The organism is Hippea sp. KM1 (assembly GCF_000526195.1).
Lineage (GTDB): Bacteria > Campylobacterota_A > Desulfurellia > Desulfurellales > Hippeaceae > Hippea.
On sequence record NZ_JAFP01000001.1, the window covers coordinates 1,155,078 to 1,179,941 of the forward strand.

Annotated in this window: 19 protein-coding genes, 4 tRNA genes and 1 CRISPR repeat array; of the genes, 6 read left to right on the top strand and 17 right to left on the bottom strand. The window is 38.3% G+C overall.

The features are described 5' to 3' along the window. Nucleotides 1–1,512: a GTPase gene (locus D891_RS0105910; RefSeq protein ID WP_025270207.1), complete on the top strand. Its 1,512-nt coding sequence runs from the start codon at nt 1–3 to the stop codon at nt 1,510–1,512. Between the two features lie 402 nt (nt 1,513–1,914). Then, nucleotides 1,915–3,530: direct repeats of the CRISPR family, unit length 37 nt; unit sequence GTCTCGAAATCACCATTTAACATACTCCCCAGTCGAC. A 406-nt stretch (nt 3,531–3,936) separates the two neighbouring features. Here the strand turns inward: D891_RS0105910 and cas2 are convergent. From cas2 to D891_RS0105960, 9 genes are read right to left on the bottom strand one after another with little or no spacing between them, the layout of a single operon-like run. Continuing rightward, nucleotides 3,937–4,209 (bottom strand): CRISPR-associated endonuclease Cas2, encoded by a 273-nt coding sequence (gene cas2 / locus D891_RS0105920; protein WP_051453566.1) that lies wholly within the window; start codon nt 4,207–4,209, stop codon nt 3,937–3,939. After that, nucleotides 4,209–6,323, bottom strand: a complete 2,115-nt coding sequence (gene cas1, locus D891_RS0105925) for a CRISPR-associated endonuclease Cas1 (protein WP_025270209.1) — start codon at nt 6,321–6,323, stop codon at nt 4,209–4,211. Before cas1 ends, cas2 begins: the two co-directional genes overlap by 1 nt. Continuing rightward, entirely contained in the window at nt 6,238–7,416 is a 1,179-nt protein-coding gene (locus tag D891_RS0105930) for a Card1-like endonuclease domain-containing protein (RefSeq protein ID WP_025270210.1), read from the bottom strand. Before D891_RS0105930 ends, cas1 begins: the two co-directional genes overlap by 86 nt. A 10-nt stretch (nt 7,417–7,426) precedes the next feature. After that, nucleotides 7,427–8,521, bottom strand: coding sequence for a type III-B CRISPR module RAMP protein Cmr6 (cmr6, locus tag D891_RS09530; RefSeq protein WP_025270211.1), 1,095 nt, complete (start codon nt 8,519–8,521; stop codon nt 7,427–7,429). Next, nucleotides 8,502–8,864 carry a type III-B CRISPR module-associated protein Cmr5 gene (locus D891_RS0105940; protein WP_025270212.1) on the bottom strand — a complete coding sequence of 121 codons (363 nt, stop codon included), beginning with the start codon at nt 8,862–8,864 and terminating at the stop codon, nt 8,502–8,504. The genes cmr6 and D891_RS0105940 overlap by 20 nt, the downstream gene beginning before the upstream one ends. Further along, nucleotides 8,861–9,697, bottom strand: a complete 837-nt coding sequence (gene cmr4, locus D891_RS0105945) for a type III-B CRISPR module RAMP protein Cmr4 (RefSeq protein WP_025270213.1) — start codon at nt 9,695–9,697, stop codon at nt 8,861–8,863. Before cmr4 ends, D891_RS0105940 begins: the two co-directional genes overlap by 4 nt. A 1-nt stretch (nt 9,698) precedes the next feature. Next, nucleotides 9,699–10,712, bottom strand: coding sequence for a type III-B CRISPR module-associated Cmr3 family protein (locus D891_RS0105950; RefSeq protein ID WP_025270214.1), 1,014 nt, complete (start codon nt 10,710–10,712; stop codon nt 9,699–9,701). Beyond that, complete coding sequence (locus D891_RS0105955; protein ID WP_025270215.1) at nt 10,705–12,159, bottom strand: Cas10/Cmr2 second palm domain-containing protein; 1,455 nt, start codon at nt 12,157–12,159, stop codon at nt 10,705–10,707. Before D891_RS0105955 ends, D891_RS0105950 begins: the two co-directional genes overlap by 8 nt. Nucleotides 12,160–12,161: 2 nt before the next feature. Beyond that, nucleotides 12,162–13,388: a hypothetical protein gene (locus D891_RS0105960; protein WP_025270216.1), complete on the bottom strand. Its 1,227-nt coding sequence runs from the start codon at nt 13,386–13,388 to the stop codon at nt 12,162–12,164. 162 nt (nt 13,389–13,550) lie between these two features. Here D891_RS0105960 and D891_RS0105965 point away from each other — a divergent pair. Then, nucleotides 13,551–13,626, top strand: a tRNA-Asn gene (locus tag D891_RS0105965). Between the two features lie 236 nt (nt 13,627–13,862). On the opposite strand, the gene D891_RS0105970 is transcribed toward D891_RS0105965, so the two are convergent. The 4 genes from D891_RS0105970 to D891_RS0105985 all read right to left on the bottom strand — a co-directional run bounded on the left by D891_RS0105970 (nt 13,863) and on the right by D891_RS0105985 (nt 14,859). After that, a complete protein-coding gene (locus tag D891_RS0105970; protein WP_025270217.1) occupies nt 13,863–14,354 on the bottom strand; it encodes a tetratricopeptide repeat protein in 492 nt (163 codons plus the stop codon). A 220-nt stretch (nt 14,355–14,574) separates the two neighbouring features. Beyond that, a tRNA-Leu gene (locus D891_RS0105975) sits at nt 14,575–14,662 on the bottom strand. Nucleotides 14,663–14,674: 12 nt separating this feature from the next. Then, nucleotides 14,675–14,750: transfer RNA gene (locus D891_RS0105980), tRNA-Cys, on the bottom strand. A gap of 33 nt (nt 14,751–14,783) precedes the next feature. Further along, a tRNA-Gly gene (locus D891_RS0105985) sits at nt 14,784–14,859 on the bottom strand. Nucleotides 14,860–15,020: 161 nt separating this feature from the next. Here D891_RS0105985 and D891_RS0105990 point away from each other — a divergent pair. After that, entirely contained in the window at nt 15,021–16,685 is a 1,665-nt protein-coding gene (locus D891_RS0105990) for a methyl-accepting chemotaxis protein (protein WP_025270218.1), read from the top strand. A 35-nt stretch (nt 16,686–16,720) separates the two neighbouring features. On the opposite strand, the gene D891_RS0105995 is transcribed toward D891_RS0105990, so the two are convergent. Continuing rightward, nucleotides 16,721–17,209, bottom strand: coding sequence for a DUF302 domain-containing protein (locus D891_RS0105995; RefSeq protein WP_025270219.1), 489 nt, complete (start codon nt 17,207–17,209; stop codon nt 16,721–16,723). A 114-nt stretch (nt 17,210–17,323) separates the two neighbouring features. Here D891_RS0105995 and D891_RS0106000 point away from each other — a divergent pair, with 114 nt between their 5' ends. After that, nucleotides 17,324–19,426, top strand: a complete 2,103-nt coding sequence (locus tag D891_RS0106000) for an LPS-assembly protein LptD (RefSeq protein ID WP_025270220.1) — start codon at nt 17,324–17,326, stop codon at nt 19,424–19,426. Continuing rightward, nucleotides 19,427–19,678, top strand: coding sequence for an EscU/YscU/HrcU family type III secretion system export apparatus switch protein (locus tag D891_RS0106005; RefSeq protein WP_025270221.1), 252 nt, complete (start codon nt 19,427–19,429; stop codon nt 19,676–19,678). On the opposite strand, the gene D891_RS0106010 is transcribed toward D891_RS0106005, so the two are convergent. Further along, on the bottom strand, nt 19,666–21,207 hold the full coding sequence (locus tag D891_RS0106010) for a sigma-54-dependent Fis family transcriptional regulator (protein ID WP_025270222.1): 1,542 nt from the start codon (nt 21,205–21,207) through the stop codon (nt 19,666–19,668). The two genes, D891_RS0106005 and D891_RS0106010, sit on opposite strands and share 13 nt — an antisense overlap. A 153-nt stretch (nt 21,208–21,360) precedes the next feature. Here D891_RS0106010 and glnA point away from each other — a divergent pair, with 153 nt between their 5' ends. After that, complete coding sequence (glnA, locus tag D891_RS0106015; protein WP_025270223.1) at nt 21,361–22,773, top strand: type I glutamate--ammonia ligase; 1,413 nt, start codon at nt 21,361–21,363, stop codon at nt 22,771–22,773. Between the two features lie 9 nt (nt 22,774–22,782). Here glnA and hemG read toward each other — a convergent pair whose 3' ends face one another. Further along, complete coding sequence (hemG, locus tag D891_RS0106020; protein WP_025270224.1) at nt 22,783–24,111, bottom strand: protoporphyrinogen oxidase; 1,329 nt, start codon at nt 24,109–24,111, stop codon at nt 22,783–22,785. Next, the gene (locus D891_RS0106025) at nt 24,108–24,794 is read right to left on the bottom strand and encodes an SIMPL domain-containing protein (protein WP_025270225.1); all 687 of its coding nucleotides are present in this window, start codon (nt 24,792–24,794) and stop codon (nt 24,108–24,110) included. Before D891_RS0106025 ends, hemG begins: the two co-directional genes overlap by 4 nt. Nucleotides 24,795–24,864: the final 70 nt, after the last annotated feature.

Consider the following 24,864-nt stretch of genomic DNA (forward strand, 5'->3'; position numbering starts at 1 on the left):
ATGGAAAATGGCTTGATAAACAAAAACTACTATCTTGAAAAAATCGAAAGTATAAAAAAATGTTTGCCAGGAGATTCTGATGTTCTCGAATTAGAAAAAAAGGTTAGAGAGAAACTTGAGGAATTCAGACCTTATTTAATGGTCTACGGCATATATAATTCTGGAAAAAGCACATTAATAAACGCCCTTTTTGGAAGAGATGTGGCCGAGGTAGATGATGTGCCAAAAACTGATAAGGTGCAGAAATATGAAATTAACGGTGTTATCATTTATGATACGCCAGGAATCGATGCACCTATAGAACATGAGAGGGTAACAGAAGAACATCTAAAAAAATGCGAAGTAGTGCTTTTTGTGATGAGCAGTGATGCCTCTTTTGAAGAGAGAAAAGTTTATGAGAAAATAATAGAAATTTTAAAGATGAATAAGAAGGTCATAATTGTTCTAAACAACAAAAGTGGTGTTGATAACAAAGAAGGACAAAGAATGCTTAATAGAATCGAGGGAAACTTAATTAAAGTAATGAACGAAACGGGTTTTAAGTCTGATAATATAGAAAGTTATTTTGTTAACCTAAAAAGCGCTTTAAAAGCAAAAAAAGAGAACAAGGAATTATTATTAGAGAAAAGCGGGATAAGGACCCTTGAACAAGCCATAGTAAAGGCAGCTATGCAATCTAAAGAAAATATATTGACGACCGTAGAAAACCTCATTTCTAATTTTATTAGTGATAAGATAGAATCTCTAAGCAATCAAATAGAAGATGCAGTATTAAAAGAAAAAGAAAGGGTGCCATTAAGCATAAGAAAAGGAAAGGAAAGGGTGAAATACGAGGCTTTTGCTTTAATTGAGAAGAAAATCATAGATATGAGGGAAAAGATTAGAAGCTTGTTGTTAGAAAATACGGATTCTTACACTTTAGAAAACTACATTAGAAAAGAAATATTGGAAATACAGAATGAAATTTCCAATAAATTACAACAATCATCCGAATTTATTCTGGGCGAGGTAAATCTAACCATTAAAAAATTAGAGGAATTAGAAAACCAATTAGGTGGAGAAGACTCTGGAATAGGAGAGTACATTGAGAGTGGCTTGAAAGTGCTAAAAAACAAAGAAGTAACCCAAAAAGGCCTATATTCTCTTCTTTTAAAACTAAGAGAATTTAAAGTACCTGGAATTAAAGGAAGGTGGAAAAGAACGCTTACTAAATGGGCAGGAAAATGGGCCCAGCGCTTGGTAGTAATTTTTTCTATTGTGGAAATTGGTATTTCAATCAAAAAGCAAATGGACATGGAGAAAGAATTAAGAGAAAATATGATTAGAGCTAATAGTTTAGCAAGAGAGATAACCAATGAGATTGAAAATAATTTGAAGTCGTTTATTGAGGAAGCTATAAATGAATCTTACGGACCTATAGAAGAGCAGCTCGAGACTGAAATTTTATCACTAAAAAGTGAAAAGAACGAAGTAACAAGTAGAATAGATTGTCTTAAAAGTGTAGGGTTATAACTAATGTTGAATCTATTATCGGCAGAAAAGGAGAAACTCAAATAGAGCTCGAAATAAAATTCAAATAGTCAGAGTTACCTCGATAAAATAGGTGGAAAACACGGGATAGCCCATTGTTTTCCACTCCTTCCTTTTTTATTATTTCTCCCTCAATCAATATAACAAAACACTCAAGTATTCTAATTTCTTTCCGTATGTGAAAATTGGGGTATAGCTGATAAACCACCATTCAATGTACTCTTTAGTCTACGCTACATCATAATTGGTGATTTTGCACCAGGATATTTAATTCTAAAAAGTATCAGACCGGCAACACCAGTCACAATAATTGCTATCTTCACAGCAGTCTTCATTTTGCACCTCCTATGAATACTTGTGGCTGAACAGCACATTGCTTCAACCATCTCGAAATCACCATTTAACATACTCCCCAGTCGACCCGCTGTCTTCTTTGAGGCTCCTCTTTATAAAAATAGGTTTTATGTCTCGAAATCACCATTTAACATACTCCCCAGTCGACTCGAATAAAATTTTAGAGGAGGTGTCAGAATGGTGAATTCGTCTCGAAATCACCATTTAACATACTCCCCAGTCGACATGTATTCTGGACCAGAGGATTTCTTACTTAGTTTGAGAAAAGTCTCGAAATCACCATTCAACATACTCCTCAGTCGACTGCTCTTTCTGGACGAGTTGACAAATATCGACCGTCCAGACACGTCTCGAAATCACCATTCAACATACTCCTCAGTCGACTTCTAGAGCAGAGGATTTCTTACTTGGACTTCAAAAACTGTCTCGAATTCACCATTCAACATACTCCTCAGTCGACAAACCCTTGAGAAGGACTCAAGCCTTCTCGGGGATAGGATTGAGGTCTCGAAATCACCATTTAACATACTCCTCAGTCGACTTTCATTCGAAGAACTGCTCCACAGTTTACGGATGCTGAGACTTGTCTCGAAATCACCATTCAACATACTCCTCAGTCGACCTGGAGCAAGGAGTTTGAGCATCTGGGGGATTTGGTCAACTTGTCTCGAAATCACCATTCAACATACTCCTCAGTCGACAAAGTTCTTGTTACCACTGACAAATTGCCTCCTGATATGTCTCGAAATCACCATTTAACATACTCCCCAGTCGACTCTAACGGATTCCTCAATATGGATTGGGAGAGAGCATATCAAGTCTCGAAATCACCATTTAACATACTCCCCAGTCGACAGAAATGGTTCAAGACAGGGTTCTATGTAGGAGTTGTTACATCTGTCTCGAAATCACCATTTAACATACTCCCCAGTCGACGGGTCAACTGCAAAAAGTCAAAGAGGAACACTATACAGACGTGGTGTCTCGAAATCACCATTTAACATACTCCCCAGTCGACAATGATTGCTATGTATATTATCCCTAAAATCACCCAAGTGTCTCGAAATCACCATTTAACATACTCCCCAGTCGACGAAGAAAACACTTGGTGAAGTCCCTTACGGGATTATAGCAAGTCTCGAAATCACCATTTAACATACTCCCCAGTCGACCAACAATCTTGATAGAGTTGAAATATTTGCTTCGTAGGATCGAGTCTCGAAATCACCATTTAACATACTCCCCAGTCGACAAAAGTTGATGATGTTGTAATGTTATTAAACAAATTGTTGTATTGTCTCGAAATCACCATTTAACATACTCCCCAGTCGACTGTTCGGAGCCATTATTGGATCCACAGAGCTGGACGAGGAAACGAAGTCTCGAAATCACCATTTAACATACTCCCCAGTCGACAATATGGATTCTACGTGGGTACTGCTATAACAACAATCCGTCTCGAAATCACCATTTAACATACTCCCCAGTCGACAAAATAAACTAAAGGAGGTGTTTTGAATGAGGCCGTTAGACGTCTCGAAATCACCATTTAACATACTCCCCAGTCGACGAGATCTCGAGACAAAGATTTATTGATTTTATTAAAAAAGTCTCGAAATCACCATTTAACATACTCCCCAGTCGACTGGTGTTATAACTAAGCATAATGCAAATTGCCGATTTTTTCAAATCAATGGTTCTTGTTGTTTCTATGCAGTGATAGAAAAAAGTTGGAGAATGTATGCCTAAATTCATTTTCAAACCCTGCATTCTGGGCATGTCATTTTCAGATATTGGCGTTTTGACAACAAATTAACTTTTGAAAAAGTTAGAGAATCACCTTGTAAGATACAAAATAACCCTCGATTCTCCAACTTTTGCAAAAACACCCCTTAGAAAATGGCGTCAAATCAACATCCAAAAATCGCAAAAATCAAAAAGTTGGAGAATCGATTTTCAGAAAGACAAAAATATGGGATTCTCCAACTTTTTTGAAGCGATAACGAAATTATGTAAAAAATAAGGGGTAAAAAAGTTGGAGAATCGAAACCGTTATACAAAACCATCAAAACCACAGAAAACACCGCCATTAGAATGAAGTAAAAATGATTTTTCAACACAGCTTTTGCAGATGTGGTAAAACCTAATATTATCTCTTCTTTTGCTAACGCTTTTTAGCTCCCTCACAAGCTCTTTTAGTTGCGTCTTGTTAAGCTCAACCTCAAAAACAGAGAAGTTTACCCTGATACCATAGCCTTCAAGTATTGAAGCGACCTTTTTTCTTCTTTTGTCATCGTCTATATCGTAAGCAATAAGAAAAAACATCAATACCTTCCAATAAAGGGCCTGTATTTTTTATCTTTTAAAATAGCATCCTTGAGCCTTAAAGCCTGCATAAATATGACATTTTCCAACTTTCTTTGCTCCTTTCTGTAGATAGTATAACTTGCAAGGCGTTCGTAAATGTTTTTTGAGATGTTCTTTTTTGACTCCAGTGTAAGCTTACCCTCCAAATCAACCTCTATTTTTTCGTTTTTATTAATCATGGAAAAAATGGTTCTATCAACTATGTAAGTTCTAAATTCCTCAATCAAATCGAATACCAGCGTTGGTTTGGTAGAATCAAGAGTATGTAGGTATGAAATATGAAGAGAAAGGCCAGCATAGATTAAAGCCTGCCTTATTTTGCCGTATAGTATGGCATAGCCGTAATTTAAGGCTGAGTTAATTTCATCCTTCGCATCCTTTGTTATCCTTGAGAAATCCCTTTTTATGACTTTTGAGATGGCCTTCCAATAAAGATTTGAGCCGCCGCCTTCTATACCCATTAAAGAGTTTATATCTCTTGCTTTTTCAGCCTTTTTTATAGATTGGCTGAGCCCATTTATTTCTATGTCCAATATATCGTGGTATTTGTTTAGGTACTTCAAATAGTTTTTCTGATTTTTGAGTTTTCCTAAAACAAAGGATTTTGCAATCTCAAGTTGCTTCGGTGTTCCTAAAATAATTGCTTGCTTGTGTATATTTTGATGCGTTGAAGCCTTGTAGTAGCTAATACTTGCATAAGGAAAGTGCTTTTTATCAATAAAATCCAAAAAAATCTTCTCTTTTGCACATCGATAAATGACATCGCTACTTAAAAGAAAACCCCTTCCTTCAAAAATTATCCTTTCGACCTTTTTAATAGGAAAGGATTTTACCACTCTCCTGTTTTTCTTCAAAACAAGCTTATTCCTACTAACACCCAGCATAACGCCAAATCTATTGACATGGATTACGGATGAGGCAAGGAGCCTTTTCTGGGTTTCAACCTTCTTCTTTTTTATCTTCTGATCTACCGTTATGAGTTTATTGTGGGCTTTTTTCAAACATAGATTTATTACGCCTTGTTTATTTGTAAACATGTTCAAAAATAGAATATTTTTAGATTTCTCTCTGAGTTTGCTCTTTGATGCTACAAACCCTTTCGTTTTTGAAATAATCATAGCGTTTGTAAGAGACTCAATAACGGCAGATTTAATGAATTTGTTATCTGGTGAGATTCTTAGGTAATAATTTTTTAAAGCTGTAAAGTATGTGTTCATCTTCTCTACATACTCATCAAACGGTAAACGGGAGTAGTCTTGAAGTTTCTGTTGGATTCTTTTTACTCTTTCTTTATCAATTGTCCTGAATCTGTTTGTAAAATAGGCTCCTAAAAAAGCAAAGCCGGAGTCGGTTGTGGTTATATATGTCTTTTCCTCATTCAGACCCAGTTTATAAACCTTTAGAAATCTCTTTAGGTTTCTGTGGATGAGTTCAATTCTATCGTGCGTCTTTGCAAAAACAACAAAATCATCGGCAAATCTAACAAAATTAAATCCGTGTCTCTCTAAAAACTTGTCCATCCTATCAAGATATATATTTGAAAGTATGGGAGATATTATATTGCCCTGATGAACACCAAGATTATGATCCTCATATTCCAAATTCTTAACAGTTCCAATTTTTATATACATCATAATCAAATCTATCAGACTATCATCTTTTATTTTCTCTTTAAGCATGCAAATCAAAAGGGAGTGGTCAATTGTCTCAAAGAAATCTTTTATATCTGTTTTAAGCACATATTTTTCGCCCCTTTTTATGTAGTCAAAGGTTCTATTAACCGCCTTTAGTGGTCCTTTGTTTGGCCTGTAAGCATAGGATTTATCTGAAAATGAAGAATCAAACAGTTCTGTTAGATATTCGTGAAGCAATGCCTGTACGATTTTATCCTTTTTTGAGGCTATTGTTATGGGTCTTATCTTATCGTGTTTTTTTAACTCTATTTTTTGAGGGGGTTCTGGTATATAAGTAGAATTTTGGAGAGCTCTAAATAGGTTCTCTATTTCCTTTTCTGGTAAATGTATTTCTCTTTTTAAAGAAACTCTTTTTAAATTCTCCCTGGTAAATATCATTCACACCCTCAAGGAAAAATCTCTTCATGTTGTCCTTTAAATACCTATTGGTGCTCATAAAGGTTATGTTGTGAATCGAGCCCCTTTTTATGGTTTCGTATCTTATATCGCTTAATCTACCTGTTATAACGACGGCCCCCCTACCCTCATCGTCTATAATAGATTTAAGCGTCGCATACTTAAAAAGCAGGCTTTCTAAATTCACGCCATATTGGTTACGCCAACTTGTCGGTCTTCTATTCTTGCACTCTATAACATGCAAATGATTATCCTTCATTAGTAAAACATCAAACTCATTTTCAACACCCTCGTTTTCTATTCTTAAACCCACCCTAACATCGTCAAAGCCAAGCTCCTTTGCTAAGATATAAACATAATATTCCAGCGGATCGCCCAATATAACTTGGTTAAAATTTTCAACTTTATTAAATTTATCCAACAGGCCAATCTCTTTAAGAATTCTTTTTACATCCTTAAATTTTTCATTATTAAACAAAAAATCAAACTTGTTTGCAGACAAAACATAGGCCCTTTTAAAGTCGATGTAATCTCTAAACAGTTTTGTAAATAGCAATTTTATTTTTTCTGGATGCCTATTGGGTATAACTTCGCTTTTTGACTCTAAAACCTCAATGCCTTTGAGCAAAAAATGGTCCTTTATTGGAACTGAATCTGTTATTTTTTCCTTCTTTATGCCACCCATATCAACGATTGAGTAAACATTATCAAATATATCGTATGAGACAATTTTTGCGCCAAGCGGCAGGGTTTTTAGTGACATATAGGTGTTAATAAAAGACAGCCCATCGGTTGTGTTAATAAAGATATCTTTATCTGCCAAATCAAAAATAAACCTTATAGCCTTGTCGATAGATGAAAAAGAGTGTTCATCGATAGTATAAAGCGTGTTTCTTATATCGAGGTTATATTTATCACAGAAACCATCAACACCCTTTTTGAATTTATGGGCTTTCTTTTTCGATCTTTCGGATTTGTCTGAGATGATAATATGCGTCTTTATTTCATCTTTGAGCTGATAAAAAATAGGCGCAACAGATGAAAAATAATCGCCGATTACGCTAACCAGTATCAAAACTTACCTCTTAGTTTAGTAAACTTTGAATATACTCCATCCTTTCCCTTGCCTTCTTGCCCATTTTCTTCTTTTTCTGCTTGGGGGTTTTATCAAACTCGTTTTTTATAAAGGCTGCAAGCTTTTTAAAGTCATATTCATTTGGGTCAATCTCATTGTTTTTCATCTTGTTGACCAACTCTGTCAATTCATTTTTTCTTCTATACTCTTCAAACAGCCTTTCTTCTTTTGACAGAGACTTTAATCTTCTCTCCTCTTGCTCTTTTTCGGCTTCTGCTCTTTTTGCCTTTAATTCCCCATCTCTCTTTCTCTTGGCTTCGTCCAACTCAACCATCTCGAAATGACCATATCCCGATGCCGTTTTTGCTCCTATTCCACCTTCCAACAACAACCTAAAGAACAAGTATTCCTTCTCATCTGCGGATATAATCCCGTCGCGGAGTATAAAGTTAAATTCAAACTCAACTCCAGGCCTGACTTTAATCATTTTTATAGGTATTGGCTCCTTAAACGGTTCATGTGGTGCAAGATAGTCTTCAGCCAAAATAGGGGCGTTTTTTGTTACAATGCAAGCATCGAGAAACTTGTCCCTTTCATACAGGGGTATGTTTTCTTTGGAACCGTTTTTATGTCTTATTCCTTCAAATATTTCATCCTTGAGTTGGTCTATGTTTAGGTCTCTCTTTCTTAGAATATCCCTTATAAATTCTTCTTTTTCCTTCTTGATGGCTTTGTCGGTATCCTCAAAGAAACTCCTTAAAACCCCCTTTATGCTGCTTGATGGTATAGTTGGCAAACCCGTTGTGTAATCAAAGTAGAAACCCATCTTTATATCCGAGTTGTCATCAGGAAGACCGTGAAAATAACCTACACCTACAAGGAGACCCGGATATGCTACTTTGAGTCTAAAGCCGTGTGTGGATATTAATCTGATTTCCTTTAATAGGTCATCCTCATAATCAACCCTTGACTTAAGACCATCAAGAACCCCGCTATCAACCTTAATCTTATTTCCACCTTTATTTGATTTAACATACAACCTCTTATAGAACAGCCACCCTAAATTGCCCTTAACAATTACATTCTCATTTTTGCCTTTGTTCATTTTTCTCCTGCCCCTCAAGTTTAAATGTTCTGAGTGCAAGCTTAAGTGCGACAGCGGCCGCCTCGATGTCCTTTTTTTTCTTTAGTGCCACATCCTTAATTTGACCCTCACCTATGTCTAATATGTATTCGATTGCCCTTAAAACCTTGCTTCTATCCTCTTGAGAACCCGCATTTCTGTTTTCAAAAAACAGCACTGTTGGCAAGATGCCTGCCTGTCTTATTGAAGCACCAAATGATGATATATATCCGTTGTATTCCTTTGCTACCTTTCCATCTTTAGATGCTATTTTCTCTTTTACTGCCTCTAAAGCTTTCGGTATATATTTCTCCACCTTGTTCATTTTTCTATCTCCCTGAATCTGCATATTCCATAACCGATGGATGCGTTTGCACCGAGTTGAATTACATTTTTGGGTGATGTTATCTCAGATACAAACCCCTCCTCAAACCTCTCCAATTGTTCCTTGTCGTCTTTGTTTAAATTTGTTGGAAAGGAAAATACAGTAAAGAATTTGCTCTTTTTGGACAAAACTTCCTCGTAAAATAGATTTATACTTATACCATTCTCTAACTTGTTTCTGGCTATTGTCGGTAAATCCTCCACATACTCTTTGAATTTGTACTCAAGTTTCTCAGGATACACTATTATCCTTTCCTCTTTGAAAAGTTCGGTTAATACGCTTAAATCAACATCACTTTTAGTGACCTTTTTATCTTCATCTTCTACCTCGTAATCGCCGTTTGAAATGATATTACCGCTATCTTTGATTCCTTCAAGAAACCCTTTCAATTGTTCATTCAACGGCATTTCAACACCCAAATGGTTAAGAAAATCAAGCAGGTTCTTTAAGGCGAATGCCGATGTTGCAAAAACATACGGTTGTTTTGAACTCCTTAAGGGCATGCCTAAAAACATGGCTTCAAAAAACTTTACACTACCGGGATTTTTGTTTTCATCACCAAACACATACTTTATAAATTCTTTGCTCTCTTTTAGGCCTACCTCAAAGAACTCCCTTAATGCACCCTTCAATGAAGAAGAATGTATAGTTGGATACCCTGTTAACACATCCCTTTGGATAAGGTTGTCTATAATTCCAAAGTTTGCCTCTCCACTGCCCACATGCATGTTTGTAATATTCTCGATAATAAAAACCCTGTTTTTGTAATTCATTTCAACACTCCTTGTATCTATTCATACCTATTTTTTGCAGGTTTGCTATATCCAGAAACTCCTTTAGCTTTTGCCTGTTATGGGTATAGATAACACTTCCTGCTTCAAGCACCCTCTTCCTCGAGCTCTTTCGGTTTCCTGTTCTTGTTATGTTTCTGATTATCCTGCTTTCACCCAAAATAAAGTCGCACCACTTAAGGGCTTTGGGTGGCAGAATGGTATCACTTAAGATAACAATCCTTTCAAATCCGTCTTTTTTATCAAAATCAAAGTCCTCAAAACCATCCTCAAGGGTTAGTTTAAAAAGACTGTTTTCACCACCCAGCTGCACTACTCCCTCAAGATTCACTTCTTCTTCTAACTCAACAGCCAAACCAAAACTGAAGCCGTTTTTCAGTCTGTACATTATCTTCTGAAAAAAACCCTCATCTTTAGAACCCTTGTTTATGCCTACACTCCAGACCTCTTCAAATATGTCATCCTCACTCACAAAGTCGCTTTTATGTATAAAACCGCCGAAGCTATATTTCTTTGGGTCTATTCCAAAATCTATAAAATCCTTCTTAAAATTGCCCAAAAAAAGTTCCACCCCCTCTATCTTTCTTGGGTTTAGTTTCAAATCAGCTGGTGCTCTGTAGTAAATTTTTCTGTCTCTTACTAAGAATACATTTGATATACTTTTAATAATTCCAAAATCCAGTTCTTCTTGGGCATCAAAATCAAAAGGCTTATCTCCCACCAATTTTACAACTTCTATAAATTCAGGATTATCTTGATTTGGGTTTCTTTTAGGCAGATCAACCCACTCTCCCCTTTTATGCGTGGTTAGTTTGCCTTTTGCTCTTAAAATCTCCTTCCTTAACATGCCCAGAATCGTCGTTTGTTGTGGCAACTTGAAGCTTTTTGCAAAAAACCTTGCTTTTTCCTCGCTCCTTAAATCATCAACGCTAAATGTGTGTTCCCCTCCAAAGAAATATGGCGTTAATGGGGTCAATGTTAAGAACTTTCTAATCATCTTCCCTACCTTCCAATAGCTTTATCATACTCAACATGGAAAAGAGATTGTTAAACTCCTCATCAAAACTCCCTTTTTTTACTCTGTTTTTATACTTTTCAAGCAAACCCTTAACCTCAATTAGACCTGCTTTAAATTTGGTTTTGTGTATCTCCTCGTTAAAGAAATTCTCAAAGAAATTGTCCAAGTTTATGTTGTTTTCAATAAGGGCCTTTAAGTTTCTTAATTTGTATTGAAAAGAGTGCGGAAATTCTATCTCATCCGATAGTGCTCTTTTCAATAAATTCTTAAAATCCGTATAAATGTCGCTGTCGAATTGTTCTGTGAACTCAAACAACTGGCCGCTGTGTTTTCTAACTTTTACACAAACAGCGTTCTTTTTGGACTTAGCCTTTGCAAACAAAGCCTCCCTTGATTCCTTCAGTGCCTCATAAAGGGGAAATTTGTAATAGGAGATACTTACACCAAAGCTCAAGGAAGTCTGAATACCGCTTTGCGTATTTTTGTTAAACTCCTTAAATGCTTCATCGTATTTTTCTCTTAATTCATCTATTAAATCAAATATGGTGCTTTTATCTCTGAAATAGACGGGAGAGAAGAATAGTAAATCATCTCCACCCATAAAAACAATATTGCATCCCCTATCTTTCTTTAATAATATTTTTTCTGCTTCTTTCGTGAAGTTAAATATCATCTCGGATGTCTTTTTGCCTTTCTCTTCTACAACCTTGCTTAAGTTATCTCCATCTGCATGAACTATGGCTATGTATTTATAAACCTTTAAAAACGGCTCTTCGCTTTCTTTTAGCTGTTCCTTTAAAGCTTTGTAATAATCATCTTCCTCTTTATCCAGTGCAAATTTTACCTTCACGCCGCTACCCTTGCTGGCAATCTCTGCAATACTTTCATAACCCCCTTTTCCGCAATCTTTATAGAGCCTTGATTTTAAAATTCTTTCTCTTATTAAGAACCTTTGAAGATAATCTTTATAATCCGAAGGGCACTCAAAATAGTCTATATTGTTTAACAAGCGGCTCACTTCTTTTATAGGGTTTTTAAAATCCTGAAATACCTTTATATATGGGATTCTTATGTATGTGTTTATAAACTCAAAAACCCTGTTTTTATCCTCATTTATTGCATCTGCAATTAGTTCTGACACATTTTCTTTTACTTCTTGCACAAACCTGTTTAGATCTCCATCTATTTCTTTTTTTGTTTCGATAATTATTCTATCGGCAAACCTTCCAATGCCACCATCCCTTTTCTCAAACAGACTATCTTCCACATGAGGCACCAAAAATTTCACATCAGGATTGTCTTTTAATTTGGAGGCTAAATTCTTCATCATATAGCTGAACATATAACTCGCAGCCCAAATCTCAGCCATCTTTCTTCCCATAGATATGGTCTCAACAATAGGGGAAATTGTTATTCCATAATACATAGCTACTTCACCTTCTCAAAATTATTTAGCATCCCTTTTAGTTGCCCAAAATCTTTAGAGCCGTGATATTCTTTATCGACATATTCATCGAGCTTTACTTCAGATACATACCTAAAGAAATCATCAAAATCAAAATCCTCAAGAACCTTAATTTTAAAAGGCTTACAATCAATAAATTTGCCCGTTGCTTCTATTTTTAGAGATGTTCCAAGAAATTCATCCAGTCTCTCTTCTTTTCTCCAATCCATAAAGAAATACACATCGAAACCATTTGATACTTTAATTGGTTTTATGGTGATAGGTGATTTGAATCTTTTTATTTTTCCACTTTGGTCAATTTTTTTAATATAAGCTGAATAAGTAAACCACCTTTCATTTGAAGATAAACCAAAAATATCCCTAATATCCCTTTTTTTATCACCCGATTTTAAAACATCGCTGTATGGATAATTTTTTGCTTGAGATACAAGAGCATCCGAAAAAAAGTTTTGCTTTATAACCCTCTTTTCCCATTCTATATCAGGAAATATTTTCTTCACATAGGAAAATACTGCTGGTTTGCAGTAAAAAACCGTTATTCTACTTTCTTTGGTTTTGTTAAAAGAAACTCTATTTATACCTTGCCTTAAGAATCTATAAAATAAATCTACATCTTTCAACGCTTCAATCCAATCGCTTTTGTTGATTCTCAGCTTGTAAACAAAACCATCTATAAGATTTGGCTTAAACTCTTTATCAGCTAAATAAAAGCTTCCATAACCCTTACTCTGTCTTGTGCCAAAATTCGTGCTTGCTAAAAACGCCTCAAAATTATTCTCAATACAGTCCAATAAGGTCTTGTTAAAACTAAAAAAGGAAACGGTTATCTTAGACAATGACCTCGAAAACCACTTTTCATGCGGTTTCTTGTAATTTTTATCGGCTTCAGAATAATTCTTGGGTGGTTTCTTATTACCAAGATTTCCAAAGTACAACGGTGTTTTCTTCTCGATCCCTTCAATTTTTATATTGTTTGCTTTAACAAAAACCTTGTATCTGTATTTGGTCTTAAACTTAATGAGATCATCTTTATTTTTTGGATCACCTGCATCCAGAAAATCTTTACATTTGACCAGAAGAAACTTATCCAACTTAGACTTAAGCTCTGTGGGTCTAATTGTTGCGTTCTCGAGATTCTCAAAGTGAATTAGCGGGGTGTGTTGTATTAAGGAAAAATCTTTTCTATACATACTAAACCTCTGATTTTTCTAAATTTCGCTTAATTTTCTAAAAAAACACTCCTCTTGTCAAGATTAAAGAAAAATTAAATCCCCAAAAAACCACTCAACCCAAAAAAACAAAAAATTTGACAAATGAATTTCTTTGAATATACTAACACTCGCAAGTGTTGCTCCCCTGTAGCTCAGCCGGTAGAGCAGGTGGCTGTTAACCACCGGGTCGGGGGTTCGAGTCCCTCCGGGGGAGCCATTTTGATTAACACCTCTAATTGTCTCAATTTTAAATTTAGTCTGAAAACCCCAACCTTGGTTATTTTACATTCACGCTATCAAAAAGTATCAATTTTGACAGAAATTGGAATGCCTTAAAAACTTAGCTTTAGGGCTCCTAATTTTGAAGATTTCCTTATCTCTTTCTTCTGCCCTGCTTAGCAATTGAACTGAAAGAACTCAAAGGACAAAGCAAAGATAGGTGAGTAAACGTTCTTAAAACCAAAACCTTGTCTGAGGGTCTAATTCCAAAGCCTTCTGTTTGTATTCCTCGGAAAGTTCTTTATTCCCCATTAAGTGGTAAGCATAAGCAAGATCTGAATAGCCAGCCGGGTCATCAGGGCGGTATCGTATTGCTTTATGAAAACACTCTATAGCTTTTTGATAGTCTTTTTTATCTATATAGGCGTATCCCATGGAATTATAAAGATTATAGGCCTGTGGATAGATGCTTTCGGCTTCTTTCAGCAATCCGATTTTAACATCCGGGTCTTTTACAGAATAACTTGCAATGACTTTGTGCATTGCCTTTTGCATTAGCTCCATTTCTTCTTTTGTTTTATTGAATAGCTTTCCTATTTTATCCTCAAGTCCTTTTAACTTAGTGTATTCGACATATGCAAAAACAAGAAAGAGAACTCCTATAACAGCAACAATTACATTCAATAAAGTTATAGTTGCATTTGTCAAGCTCCAAATTGAGGACATAAAACAATACCCCCACTCTTTTTTAAATTCTAAGATTTTTACCAAAACCGTCAAGGAAAAACCATTCAGGTCTCATGTTTTGCAGTTTATCAGCAAAGGTATATCGGCAAAGCAGGAAAAATATCCGCAGCAAACACCTCTTCTATGTGCCAAAAGGGAAAAACAAGCAAAAAGCCAACCAAGATTAACCGGCCTGGTTGGCGCTATAGCGGGCTTTGCGTGGTGCCGAGGGTGGGAATCGAACCCACACGGAGCATAGCTCCAAGGGATTTTAAGTCCCTTGCGTCTACCAATTCCGCCACCCCGGCACAATAAAAAAATGGAGGCGGCACCCGGACTCGAACCGGGGATCAGGGTTTTGCAGACCCGTGCCTTAGCCAGCTTGGCTATGCCGCCTCTATTGTGGATTTTTTTCTGTGTAAATAAAAATGGAGCGGGAAACGGGACTCGAACCCGCGACCCCGACCTTGGCAAGGTCGTGCTCTACCAACTGAGCTATTCCCGCTCTTGCTGTTGGCTAATATAATGTTTTTTTCTCTTTTGTCAATAAAAAAATTCACCTGGAGATGTTAAGTTAATTTTTAATCATTTTTAATTATTCTTAGCTTGACTTTTGAGGATTAACACCTATTATTAGGCGAGGAAGATTTTTTGGAGGTGGGGCTTATGTTGTTTAAGCTGTTTAGCTTTACGGCAGTTACCTTTCTGCTGTATGTAATTTTTGGTATTGTATCGTATCTTTTCTTTAAACAAACCTTTGAAAACAACTTTCTTTTGTTCTTTTTAGGGGCATCCGTATTATTCGCCGGCGTTAACTTAGCCTATTACTATTATCAGCTCATCTCCCAGGTCGATAAAATTAACAAACAATTCAAGGAAATACTGACCGATGAGAGAATCGACCTACTTAAGGAGATAAAGACACCATCAATTCCTTTTGTTGAAACATTCGTAAAGAAATTCAGGGAACTAATAAACACGGTGCTTGGCAATCTTATCACAGCAGCAGGCAAGGCCAGCGTGTTCAACGCTAAATTCAATCACGAACTAAAAAAGACAATCGAGGCCATAAACGAGAACATGGAGCAGTTTGATGCCATCAACTCAACAATGAAGGACGCCTCATACGCCATAACCGACATTTCAAAAAATGTGGAGGAGTTTAGCAACTTCATGACAGAAATCGAGAATGCAGCAAAGGATGTGCTCCAGATAGCGGAAAATGTCGAAAAAACCATGGAATCCAATGTGGAGATGATGGAAAGCGGCAAAAATCTAATAAACGAGTTGGGTGACAATTTAAAAAACATCTCAAACATCGTGAATGTCATCAACGATATTGCAGACCAAACAAACCTGTTGGCCTTAAATGCAGCTATTGAGGCAGCAAGAGCAGGGGAAGCCGGCAGGGGCTTTGCCGTTGTCGCTGATGAGGTTAGGAAGCTGGCTGAAAAAACACAATCAAATGCACACGAGATTTATGAAATGATTAACACGGTTAGTATTAATGCCGAAAAGCTCATTGAGCAAAATCTAAAAATAGCAAGCAAGATTAAAGAAAGCGGTAAAGAGACTGCAAAAATAAAGGATACCTTCGAAGGTGTGGTATCAGAAATCGAAAAGGCCTCTCAGATGCTATCCAATATTACTGCGGCTGTTGAGGAGCAGTCTGCCTCTATCGAGGAGGTTACACAAACCGTTACAACGGTAACCCAATCAACAAGAGAGGTTGTAAACAGCCTCAACGAGGTCGCTGGCCAGAGTGTTGACTTAACGGAGGTGTCCAACCAGGCATTCAAGATGCTCCAAAAGCTCAGGATAGACCACCCGATGGAGGATATATACAAACTCTTAAGGGAAGCAAAGTCTGAGATAGAGCAAACGATAGAAAACGCCATAAAAAACGGCGTTATATCATCGTCGGATATATGGGATAGAAACTATCAACCCATACCAAACACCAATCCGCAAAAATACGAAACGAGATTTACAGACTTTGTAAAGAAATACATACAGCCCATCGAGGATAAGTATCTGGCAAAGAACAATAAGTTCAAATACTTCCTTTTGGTTGATAATAACGGCTATGCTGCAGCGCACAACTCCATATACGACAAACCATTAACTGGAGATTACGAGAAGGATTTAATAGGCAATAGATCCAAAAGGAAATTTGACGACCCTGTGGGTCTTGCCTGCGCTAAAAACACAGACCCATTGCTTGTTCAGACATACCTAAGGGATACAGGCAATGCTATGTATGACATGTCTGTGCCGATTTATGTGGATGGTAAACACTGGGGCGGCTTAAGGGTCGGCGTTGAGGTTTAAAAAATCGCCGGGCTTTAAGGCCCGGCTTCTTTCTTTTAGCTGAAAATCCTTCTTAACATCTCCTTCTCTGTTTTTTCAACCTCCAACATCATTTCCTTGATTTTACCCGTAAACATCTTTGACATAAGCCCTATATTCATTTTGGCTATATATGCCTTGCCGTTATCCTTTTCATTCACAGCCCATGAGCAGGGCATTATACCCATCATGGCATTATTTTCGTTTATAACCGTTGCAGCAAGCCCTGCGTTGCATATAAAATACACCATTATATTCCTTATGCCCTCAACCTCGATATTCCTGGACTCAAACACCTTATAAAAATTCCACTTATCAAAGGGAAAACCCCAACCCTCATCGGCAAATTCAGGTATTACCCTCTCAATAGCCCTGCAGGTCTCCTCAAAGCTCTTGGGGCTTTCTATCTCCTTTACCATCTTGGTTTGAAAGAGCTTAAGACCGGCAAGGCCCAACGATGAGGCACCAACAACAGCACCACCAACAAATCCCTTAAAATTAAGCATAACAAAACCTCCCAACAAAAACTTAATTTTTAACAATAATAAATAAAAGTGAACATAATTTCAACCTTAAAATTAGCGTTGCTTGCTACTGTTTTTTTTAATATACTTTGATAGATGAAGAGGGTATTTTTTGTTGTTCTTGCCATCCTGCTTCTAAATACGGCCGCAAAATCCGACGGGGTTATACACATAAAGGCCGATCATGTCTCATATAGCAAACAACTAAACACCTACTATGCCTATGGACACTGCCTTATATACGACGAAAACTACACACTGAAGGCCGACAAGGTCAGCTACAACACAAAAACATACATAGCCACAGCAAAAGGCCATGTGGTGTTAAGCGACAGAAACGGCAATTGGATAAAGGGCAGCTATGCCGTATTAAATTATTCAACATACAAGGGATACATCAAAAAAGCCCTTTTGTATTCCACCAACAACGGCTATGGGCTATACATCAGGGCAAAAAGGATCGTGGTATATTCGAAAGATAGATACTTCATAAAAAGCGGAACCATAACCACCTGCAAATGCGACGATTTTATAAATTTCAAAAATCGCCATTCGCCGAAGTGGACAATATCAGCATCAAACACATATGTGATAAAAGACGATTTTATGTTTGCATATCCAGTGGTGTTTAAGATAAAAAAAGCACCCGTCCTATTCAGTCCGTTTTTTTACAAAAGCCTCGATAAAGAGAGAAGAACAGGATTCCTCTTTCCACAGTTGGGCTCCTCAAGCATAAACGGCTTTGAATACATACAGCCGTTTTTTATCAACCTATCCAAATCCCAAGACATAACACTCTATCCATTCACATACTCAAAGAAGGGCAACGGCCTCAGGGTCCAGTATAGGTTTTACTGGACAAGACACTCAAAAGGTGAATGGAACATAACGGTATTCAAAGAAAAAACGCCATACAAAGGCAGGCAAAACAAAAAAACAAGGCTGAACATAAAAGCAGAACAGTATGCCGATTTTGGCAAATACGGCACACTGAGCTATGATATAAATGTTGTAAACCACAAAAACAACCTAAGGGTCGTAAATCTAAACAAAATAGAAGAGGCATCCGATAGGTATACCACATCAAAGGCCAGCTACTACATATCAAAAGACAACTATTACCTATCCCTATACGGTGAATACAACCAGGACCTAATATCAGATAACAACAAAGAGACGCTTCAGAGGCTTCCTGTGGTAAAATTCGGTTTGATAAACAAAAAGCTATACAAAAACCTAACGCTGGATTTCTCCCAAACCATCTCAAACAACTTCAGGATCAAGGGAGAAAGGGGAATAGCCTCTGACACGACAGCCTTTTTGTATTACCCTATGAAGGTGTCGTATTTCAATATCACACCAAAGGCCGGATTTCATCAACTGTACTCGCATTACAAAAATGCTCCATCGGATAAGACATACACAGAAAAGGCCTTTATTCCGGATTACATAATCACGGCAAGCACAACCATAAACGGCATCTTCCTAAACAACAACACAGAAGGGTTTAAGGGTCTAAAACACACAATAAAGCCCACCCTGGAATACGAATACATACCATACAGGGATCAGAGCAATTTTCCCGATTTTGTCAACACCTACTCAAAAACCAACCTTATAACCTTTAGGCTTGAAAACACGCTGACGGCCAAATTCATCAAAAAGCTAAAAGCCAACTACAGGGATATAGTGTATAACAAGATAGAGATTCAATACGACTTTGCCAAAAAATACAACAGTCCGTTTCCACCGATATACGAGGAAACCATATTAAAACCGTTTGAATTCTTAACTATTCACAGCCAGGCGCATTACTTCTTTAAAAAGCATCTATTCACATCATCATCCGAGGATCTGGATGTCCACCTAAACAGGTTTGGCTTTTCCATTGGACACTCCATGTCAAGGGACGACAACTATAAACTCACAGATGATACCATAAACGGCAAGGTATACCTCTACCCGATAAAAAATCTATACATCTACGCCTCTGCAAACAAAAGCACCATTCACGATTACTATCCATCCAAAAAGATAGGCTTTCTCTATCAGGAGGATTGTTGGGGCATAGGCTTAGACCTATACTTCAACAGGGAAGCAGAGGAACAGGAAGACGGCTCATATAAAACCGTATTGAACAAAGGCTTCTGGATAACACTCAATCTCACAGGTTTATTTAGCATCAAGAAACAATACTAAATGGAAGAAGACAGCAAAAAGGCCGTAGCCTTAAGATACAAAAAAGAAGAGGACAATGCACCAAAAGTCATAGCCAAAGGCAGGGGCTTTTTGGCAGAAAAAATAGAAGAAACAGCCAAAGAGCACGGTGTTTATATAGAAAAAGACCCGGCTTTGGCAGAAAGCCTTTATAAAATAAAGCTAAATGAGGAAATACCAGAGGAGCTTTACGAGGCTGTGGCAAAGATCTTGGCCTACATTTACAGCTTTTGAACCTTTATGCCGTATTTCTTTATCCTGTAATCAAGCTGCCTAATTGTATATCCCAATAGCCTGGCCGCCTTTGATTTTACATATCCCGTTTTCTTTAGGGCGTCTTGAATCTGTTGTTTTTCTATAGACTCTATCGTTGATGGCATATCAGAAAAGTTAACCTTCTCTATTATATTGTCTTCAAAATCCATGTCCTCTTTCAGGTAATCCGGCAGGTCCATCGGTGTTATCTTCTTATCGTTCATAACCACGAGTCTCTCTATGGTATTTTCAAGCTCCCTTATATTACCAGGCCATCTGTAATTGATGAGCATCTTCATTGTGGCGTTATCTATGGACAGCCTCTTTTTGTATCTCTGGCCGAATTTCCTTAAAAAATAATCCACCAATATGGGTATATCCTCCCTCCTGTCCCTCAAAGAAGGCACATGCAGCGGTATCACATTGAGTCTGTAATACAGATCCTCCCTAAAATGACCCAGGCTTATCAATTTCTTTATATCCTTATTCGTGGCGGCAATTATCCTTACATCTATAGATATGGTCTGCTCGCTGCCCAATCTCGATATCTCCTTATCCTGCAAGACATTCAACAGCTTAGCCTGCAGGCTCAAGGGCATATCGCCAATCTCATCCAAAAATAGCGTTCCACCATCGGCAAGCTCAAACTTACCCTTCTTTTTGGAGATTGCACCGCTAAACGCACCCTTTTCATACCCAAACAATTCACTCTCTAACAGATTCTCCGGTATAGCGGCGCAATTTATAGTGGCAAAGGGCTTATCCTTTCTTAAAGATAACCTGTGTATGGTTTTGGCTATCAGGCTCTTTCCCGTCCCGGATTCTCCTGTAATCAACACCGTGGAATCGGTGGAGGCGATCTTTAGAATGGCTTTTTTAAGGTTGGTTATGGCATCGGATACCCCTATTATCTCATTCAGCGCTATTGTATCCTTGCTCAAATTACTCAAAAGCAGTTCCTTCTCCTCCTGCCAATACTTGCGTTCCTCTTCCATGCGTTCATACATCTTTCTTGTCAAGCCGATGAGCGTTGCAAGCGTGGAGAGCATCTTTATGGCATCATCTGGCGAAAACTCCCTCCCCTTCTCTTTGTAAACACACAAAACACCGAACTTCTCACCACCCACCTTTATAGGCACGCCCAAAAAGACCAAATCCCTATCCACTCTCTTTGTTATCTTTGTCTTGTTCAGGTATTTTGGGTTTGTCTTTATATCGTAAATAACGGCCGGAATCTCGTTTTTGAATATACTGCCGACTATACCCTCACCCTTTTTGAATATACCCCTTGAGACCTCCTTTTTGGTCATACCAAAGCTCTCACTAATCCTTAAATCGGCGCTTTGCTCATCATACAAGGCAACAAAGGAAACGGGGGCATCCCAATACGAATAGAGAATCTTCAATATCTCCTTAAGCGCCTCATTCAAGGTGTTTTTCTTGCTCAATATCTTACTGACTTCATGTATAATAGAGAGATAACCCTCTTTAATGCTTATCCTTGCCATCACCATAATTCTGTTATCAATTTTACATTTTTGTAAACAATCCTGCAACTTTTTTACGCCTAATATCGTATTTCTTTTGAAAACCCTTAAAGAAACAACAACGGAACACACTTTGCTTAAAATAAGGGCAAATAACGCATTGGAGGTGAAGGGATGACTCCAGAGGAGTTGGTAAAGAAGATCCAGGAAGAGGATATCAAATTAGTGGATGTAAGGTTTGTCGATCTGCTCGGCACATGGCAACACTTTACAGTTCCTGCTCATGTCATAACAGAGGATGTCTTTGAGGAGGGTTTGGGTTTTGATGGTTCCTCTATCAGGGGATGGAAGAGCATCGACGAAAGCGACATGCTTGTAATCCCAGACGCCTCAACGGCTTTTGTCGACCCGTTCGCAGAGGTCAACACACTAAACATCATCTGCGACATAGTAGATCCAATAACAAAGGAGCCGTACCAGAGGCATCCAAGGGCTATAGCAAAGAAGGCAGAGGAGTATCTAAAATCCACAGGCATAGCCGATGTTGCCTTCTTCGGTCCAGAGCTTGAGTTTTTCATCTTTGACGATGTCAGGTTCGATATAAAATCAAACACGGCTTACTATCAGGTCGACTCCATAGAGGGTATATGGAATTCGGGCAAGGATGAGGATCCAAACCTCGGATACAAAATCAGACACAAAGAGGGATACTTCCCCGTTCCACCGGCCGATACACTGCAGGATTTAAGAAGCGAGATAGTGCTTGAGCTTGAAAAGGCAGGGATAGAGGTTGAGGCTCACCACCACGAGGTTGCAACGGCCGGCCAGGCAGAGATAGATATAAAATACGCACCGCTTCTGCAGCAGGCAGATAATGTGATGAAGTATAAATACTTGGCAAAGAATGTGGCATCAATGTATGGCAAAACTATTACATTCATGCCCAAGCCGCTCTCAGGAGATAATGGAACCGGCATGCACACGCATCAGAGCCTATGGAAAGACGGAAAACCGCTATTTGCCGGCAACGGTTATGCAGGATTGAGCGAGATAGGCCTTTACTACATAGGTGGAATCTTAAAACACGGCAAGGCTTTAGCTGCATTTACAAACCCAACAACAATATCATACAAAAGGCTGATACCGGGCTTTGAGGCTCCAATCAATTTGGCATACTCATCAAGGAACAGATCCGCAGCAATAAGGATACCCATGTATTCACCCTCTCCAAAGGCAAAAAGGATAGAGGTAAGATTCCCAGACCCAACAGCCAATCCATACCTGGCATTCACGGCAATGCTCATGGCTGGATTGGATGGCATTATAAACAAGATCGACCCCGGCGAGCCTTTGGATAAAAATATCTACGATCTGCCGCCCGAGGAGCTTGCAAGGGTAAACAAGATGCCCGCAAGCCTTGAGGAGGCATTAAATGAGCTTGAGAAGGATTACGAGTTCTTGCTAAGGGGAGATGTATTCACAGAGGATCTAATCAGGGCCTGGATAGATTACAAAAGAGAGAATGAGATCAAGTATGTAAACTCCATCCCACACCCAGCGGAGTTTTACCTATACTTCGATGTGTAAGATAGGGGGCTATCCCCCTATCCTTTCAATCAAATTGTAAGAGGCCTTAACACAATCGTTTAGGCTTATACCCCAGAAAGCATTACCCGTGATAAAAAGTCCTCTATTCCTATTTTCAAAGTCTTTTATAGTGTTCAAAACATCCTTATGATTAAGGGAATATTGCGGTATGGCTTTGGGGTGAACAACCTTATAAAAAAACTCAGGTGGTCTAAATATAGAGGCACTCCTTTGAAGTTCCTTTATGCCTATCTGAAATAGATTGGATTTAAACGGACTATCCTTTCTTAAAGCCCCTCCAACCATACACCTCACAAGCAGTTTATCTTCCTTAGCCCTGTGCTGAAATATGGTGCTGTCGAATAGAACGCCTATGATGTCCTCTATCTCATTTAAATCAAACAGATAGCCAAAGGAATCAACAACACTGCCCAGCCACTTCCTATCGAAACCAAAAGACAAAACGGCCATGGGGGCATACTCTATCGATGAGACGGCCCTTGATACATCAGGGTCGTATCCTGAAAGAACATCGGCTATAGCATAGGCCGGGATAGCAAATACAACAATGTCAGCAGAATAGCTGTCCTTTAAACCCTTTAGATGGAAGCGATCCCCTTTGGATATCTCGCCTATCTTATCAAAAACAACATCAACCCCATCCAACAGATGCCTTACAAAGCTCAAGATGCCCTTTTTGAACGATAGAAGATCCGCAGAAAAACTCCCCTTTGCCGATGAAGCCTTAGCCTTTTTTTCTGCCATCAAACTCATAAGTCCCTTGATTAGTGAGCCGTATCTTCTCTCTATCTCCTTTATCCGTGGAAAATTCGACTCCATGCTCATGTAAGAGGGATCCCCTGCAAACACACCGCAAACCATAGGGCCTATGAGTTTATCTAACATCTCTTTAGAGAACCTTCTCAAAACGAACTCCTCAACCGTCTCATCCTCAAAAAAAGGCCTGACAAACGGTTCCCTAAAAAAGGCATACAATCCACCCAAAGAAAAAAAGCCGCTGAACAACAGCGATAACGGATTATCTTTCAACTCCCACAATCTACCATTTGAATAGATAAACCGCCTCTTTGAGTCGCTGTTTGCCTTGATCAGCTCAGACTCAAAACCGCTTTCATACACCAAGCTTAATATCTCTTTTTTGTTCTCCAAGAATCCGTTTGGGCCTGTCTCTATAAGATAGCCGTCTCTTTCAACGCTATAAGCCTTCCCGCCTATGCTCTGCTTCTCTATGACAAAAACATCGCATTTTAGTTTTTTCTTTATCAGATAAGCGGCAGAGGCACCGCTTATTCCAGAGCCTATAACAGCCGCTTTCATTTCAAGGGGGAGATAGCCTCAAACCTTACATTAACCTTAATAACCCTCTTGCCGGAGGAGGTATTAAATCCACCACCTGAAAAGTCTCCATTCTTTGCCGGGGCCTTCATAAAGGAGCGTGCAAGCATAACCGGGCTGCCAAAGTTATAGTTTACAGAAAGATTACCCAAATAATACTTCTGATTCATTATGCTGTTTATCGTTTTTAGAAGTTCTTTTGCCTTTAACAGCGCCTCCTTAAATATCTCCTGCTTGAGCCTGGCCTGCTTGTTGTAAGAGACAGCGTATGAGACATAGTCAACCTCTATGCCCGTTTTGTAGGGAAAGTTCTTCTCAGAAAGATAGTTGAGTATCTTGGAAAGCACAGACATCTTGCTCGTATCTATCTTTATCACCACGGTTGCCCTCTTTGAATAAGAATAGCTGTTGTTGGTCTTTATATCGCTTTTTGGCAGTAAACTGCTTAAGAACCTCATAAAATCTTTGTTTATGGGCTTTAATCTGCCCAGGGCCATAGCGTAGTTGTCTGCCTCAGCCCAAACAGAAAAACCGGCTATCAACCTGTCGCACTCCACACTCTTTGAGATTTTGAAGTTGGTGGATATAACAGAATACCTCTCGGCTGCAAATGCATTAATACCAAAGGCAAAAACAAGCAAAACAATCCAAACAACCCTTCTCATAACAACCTCCACTCATTTAATTGAATTACAATAACACCAACCTAAACAAAAATCAACGGCCATAATAACC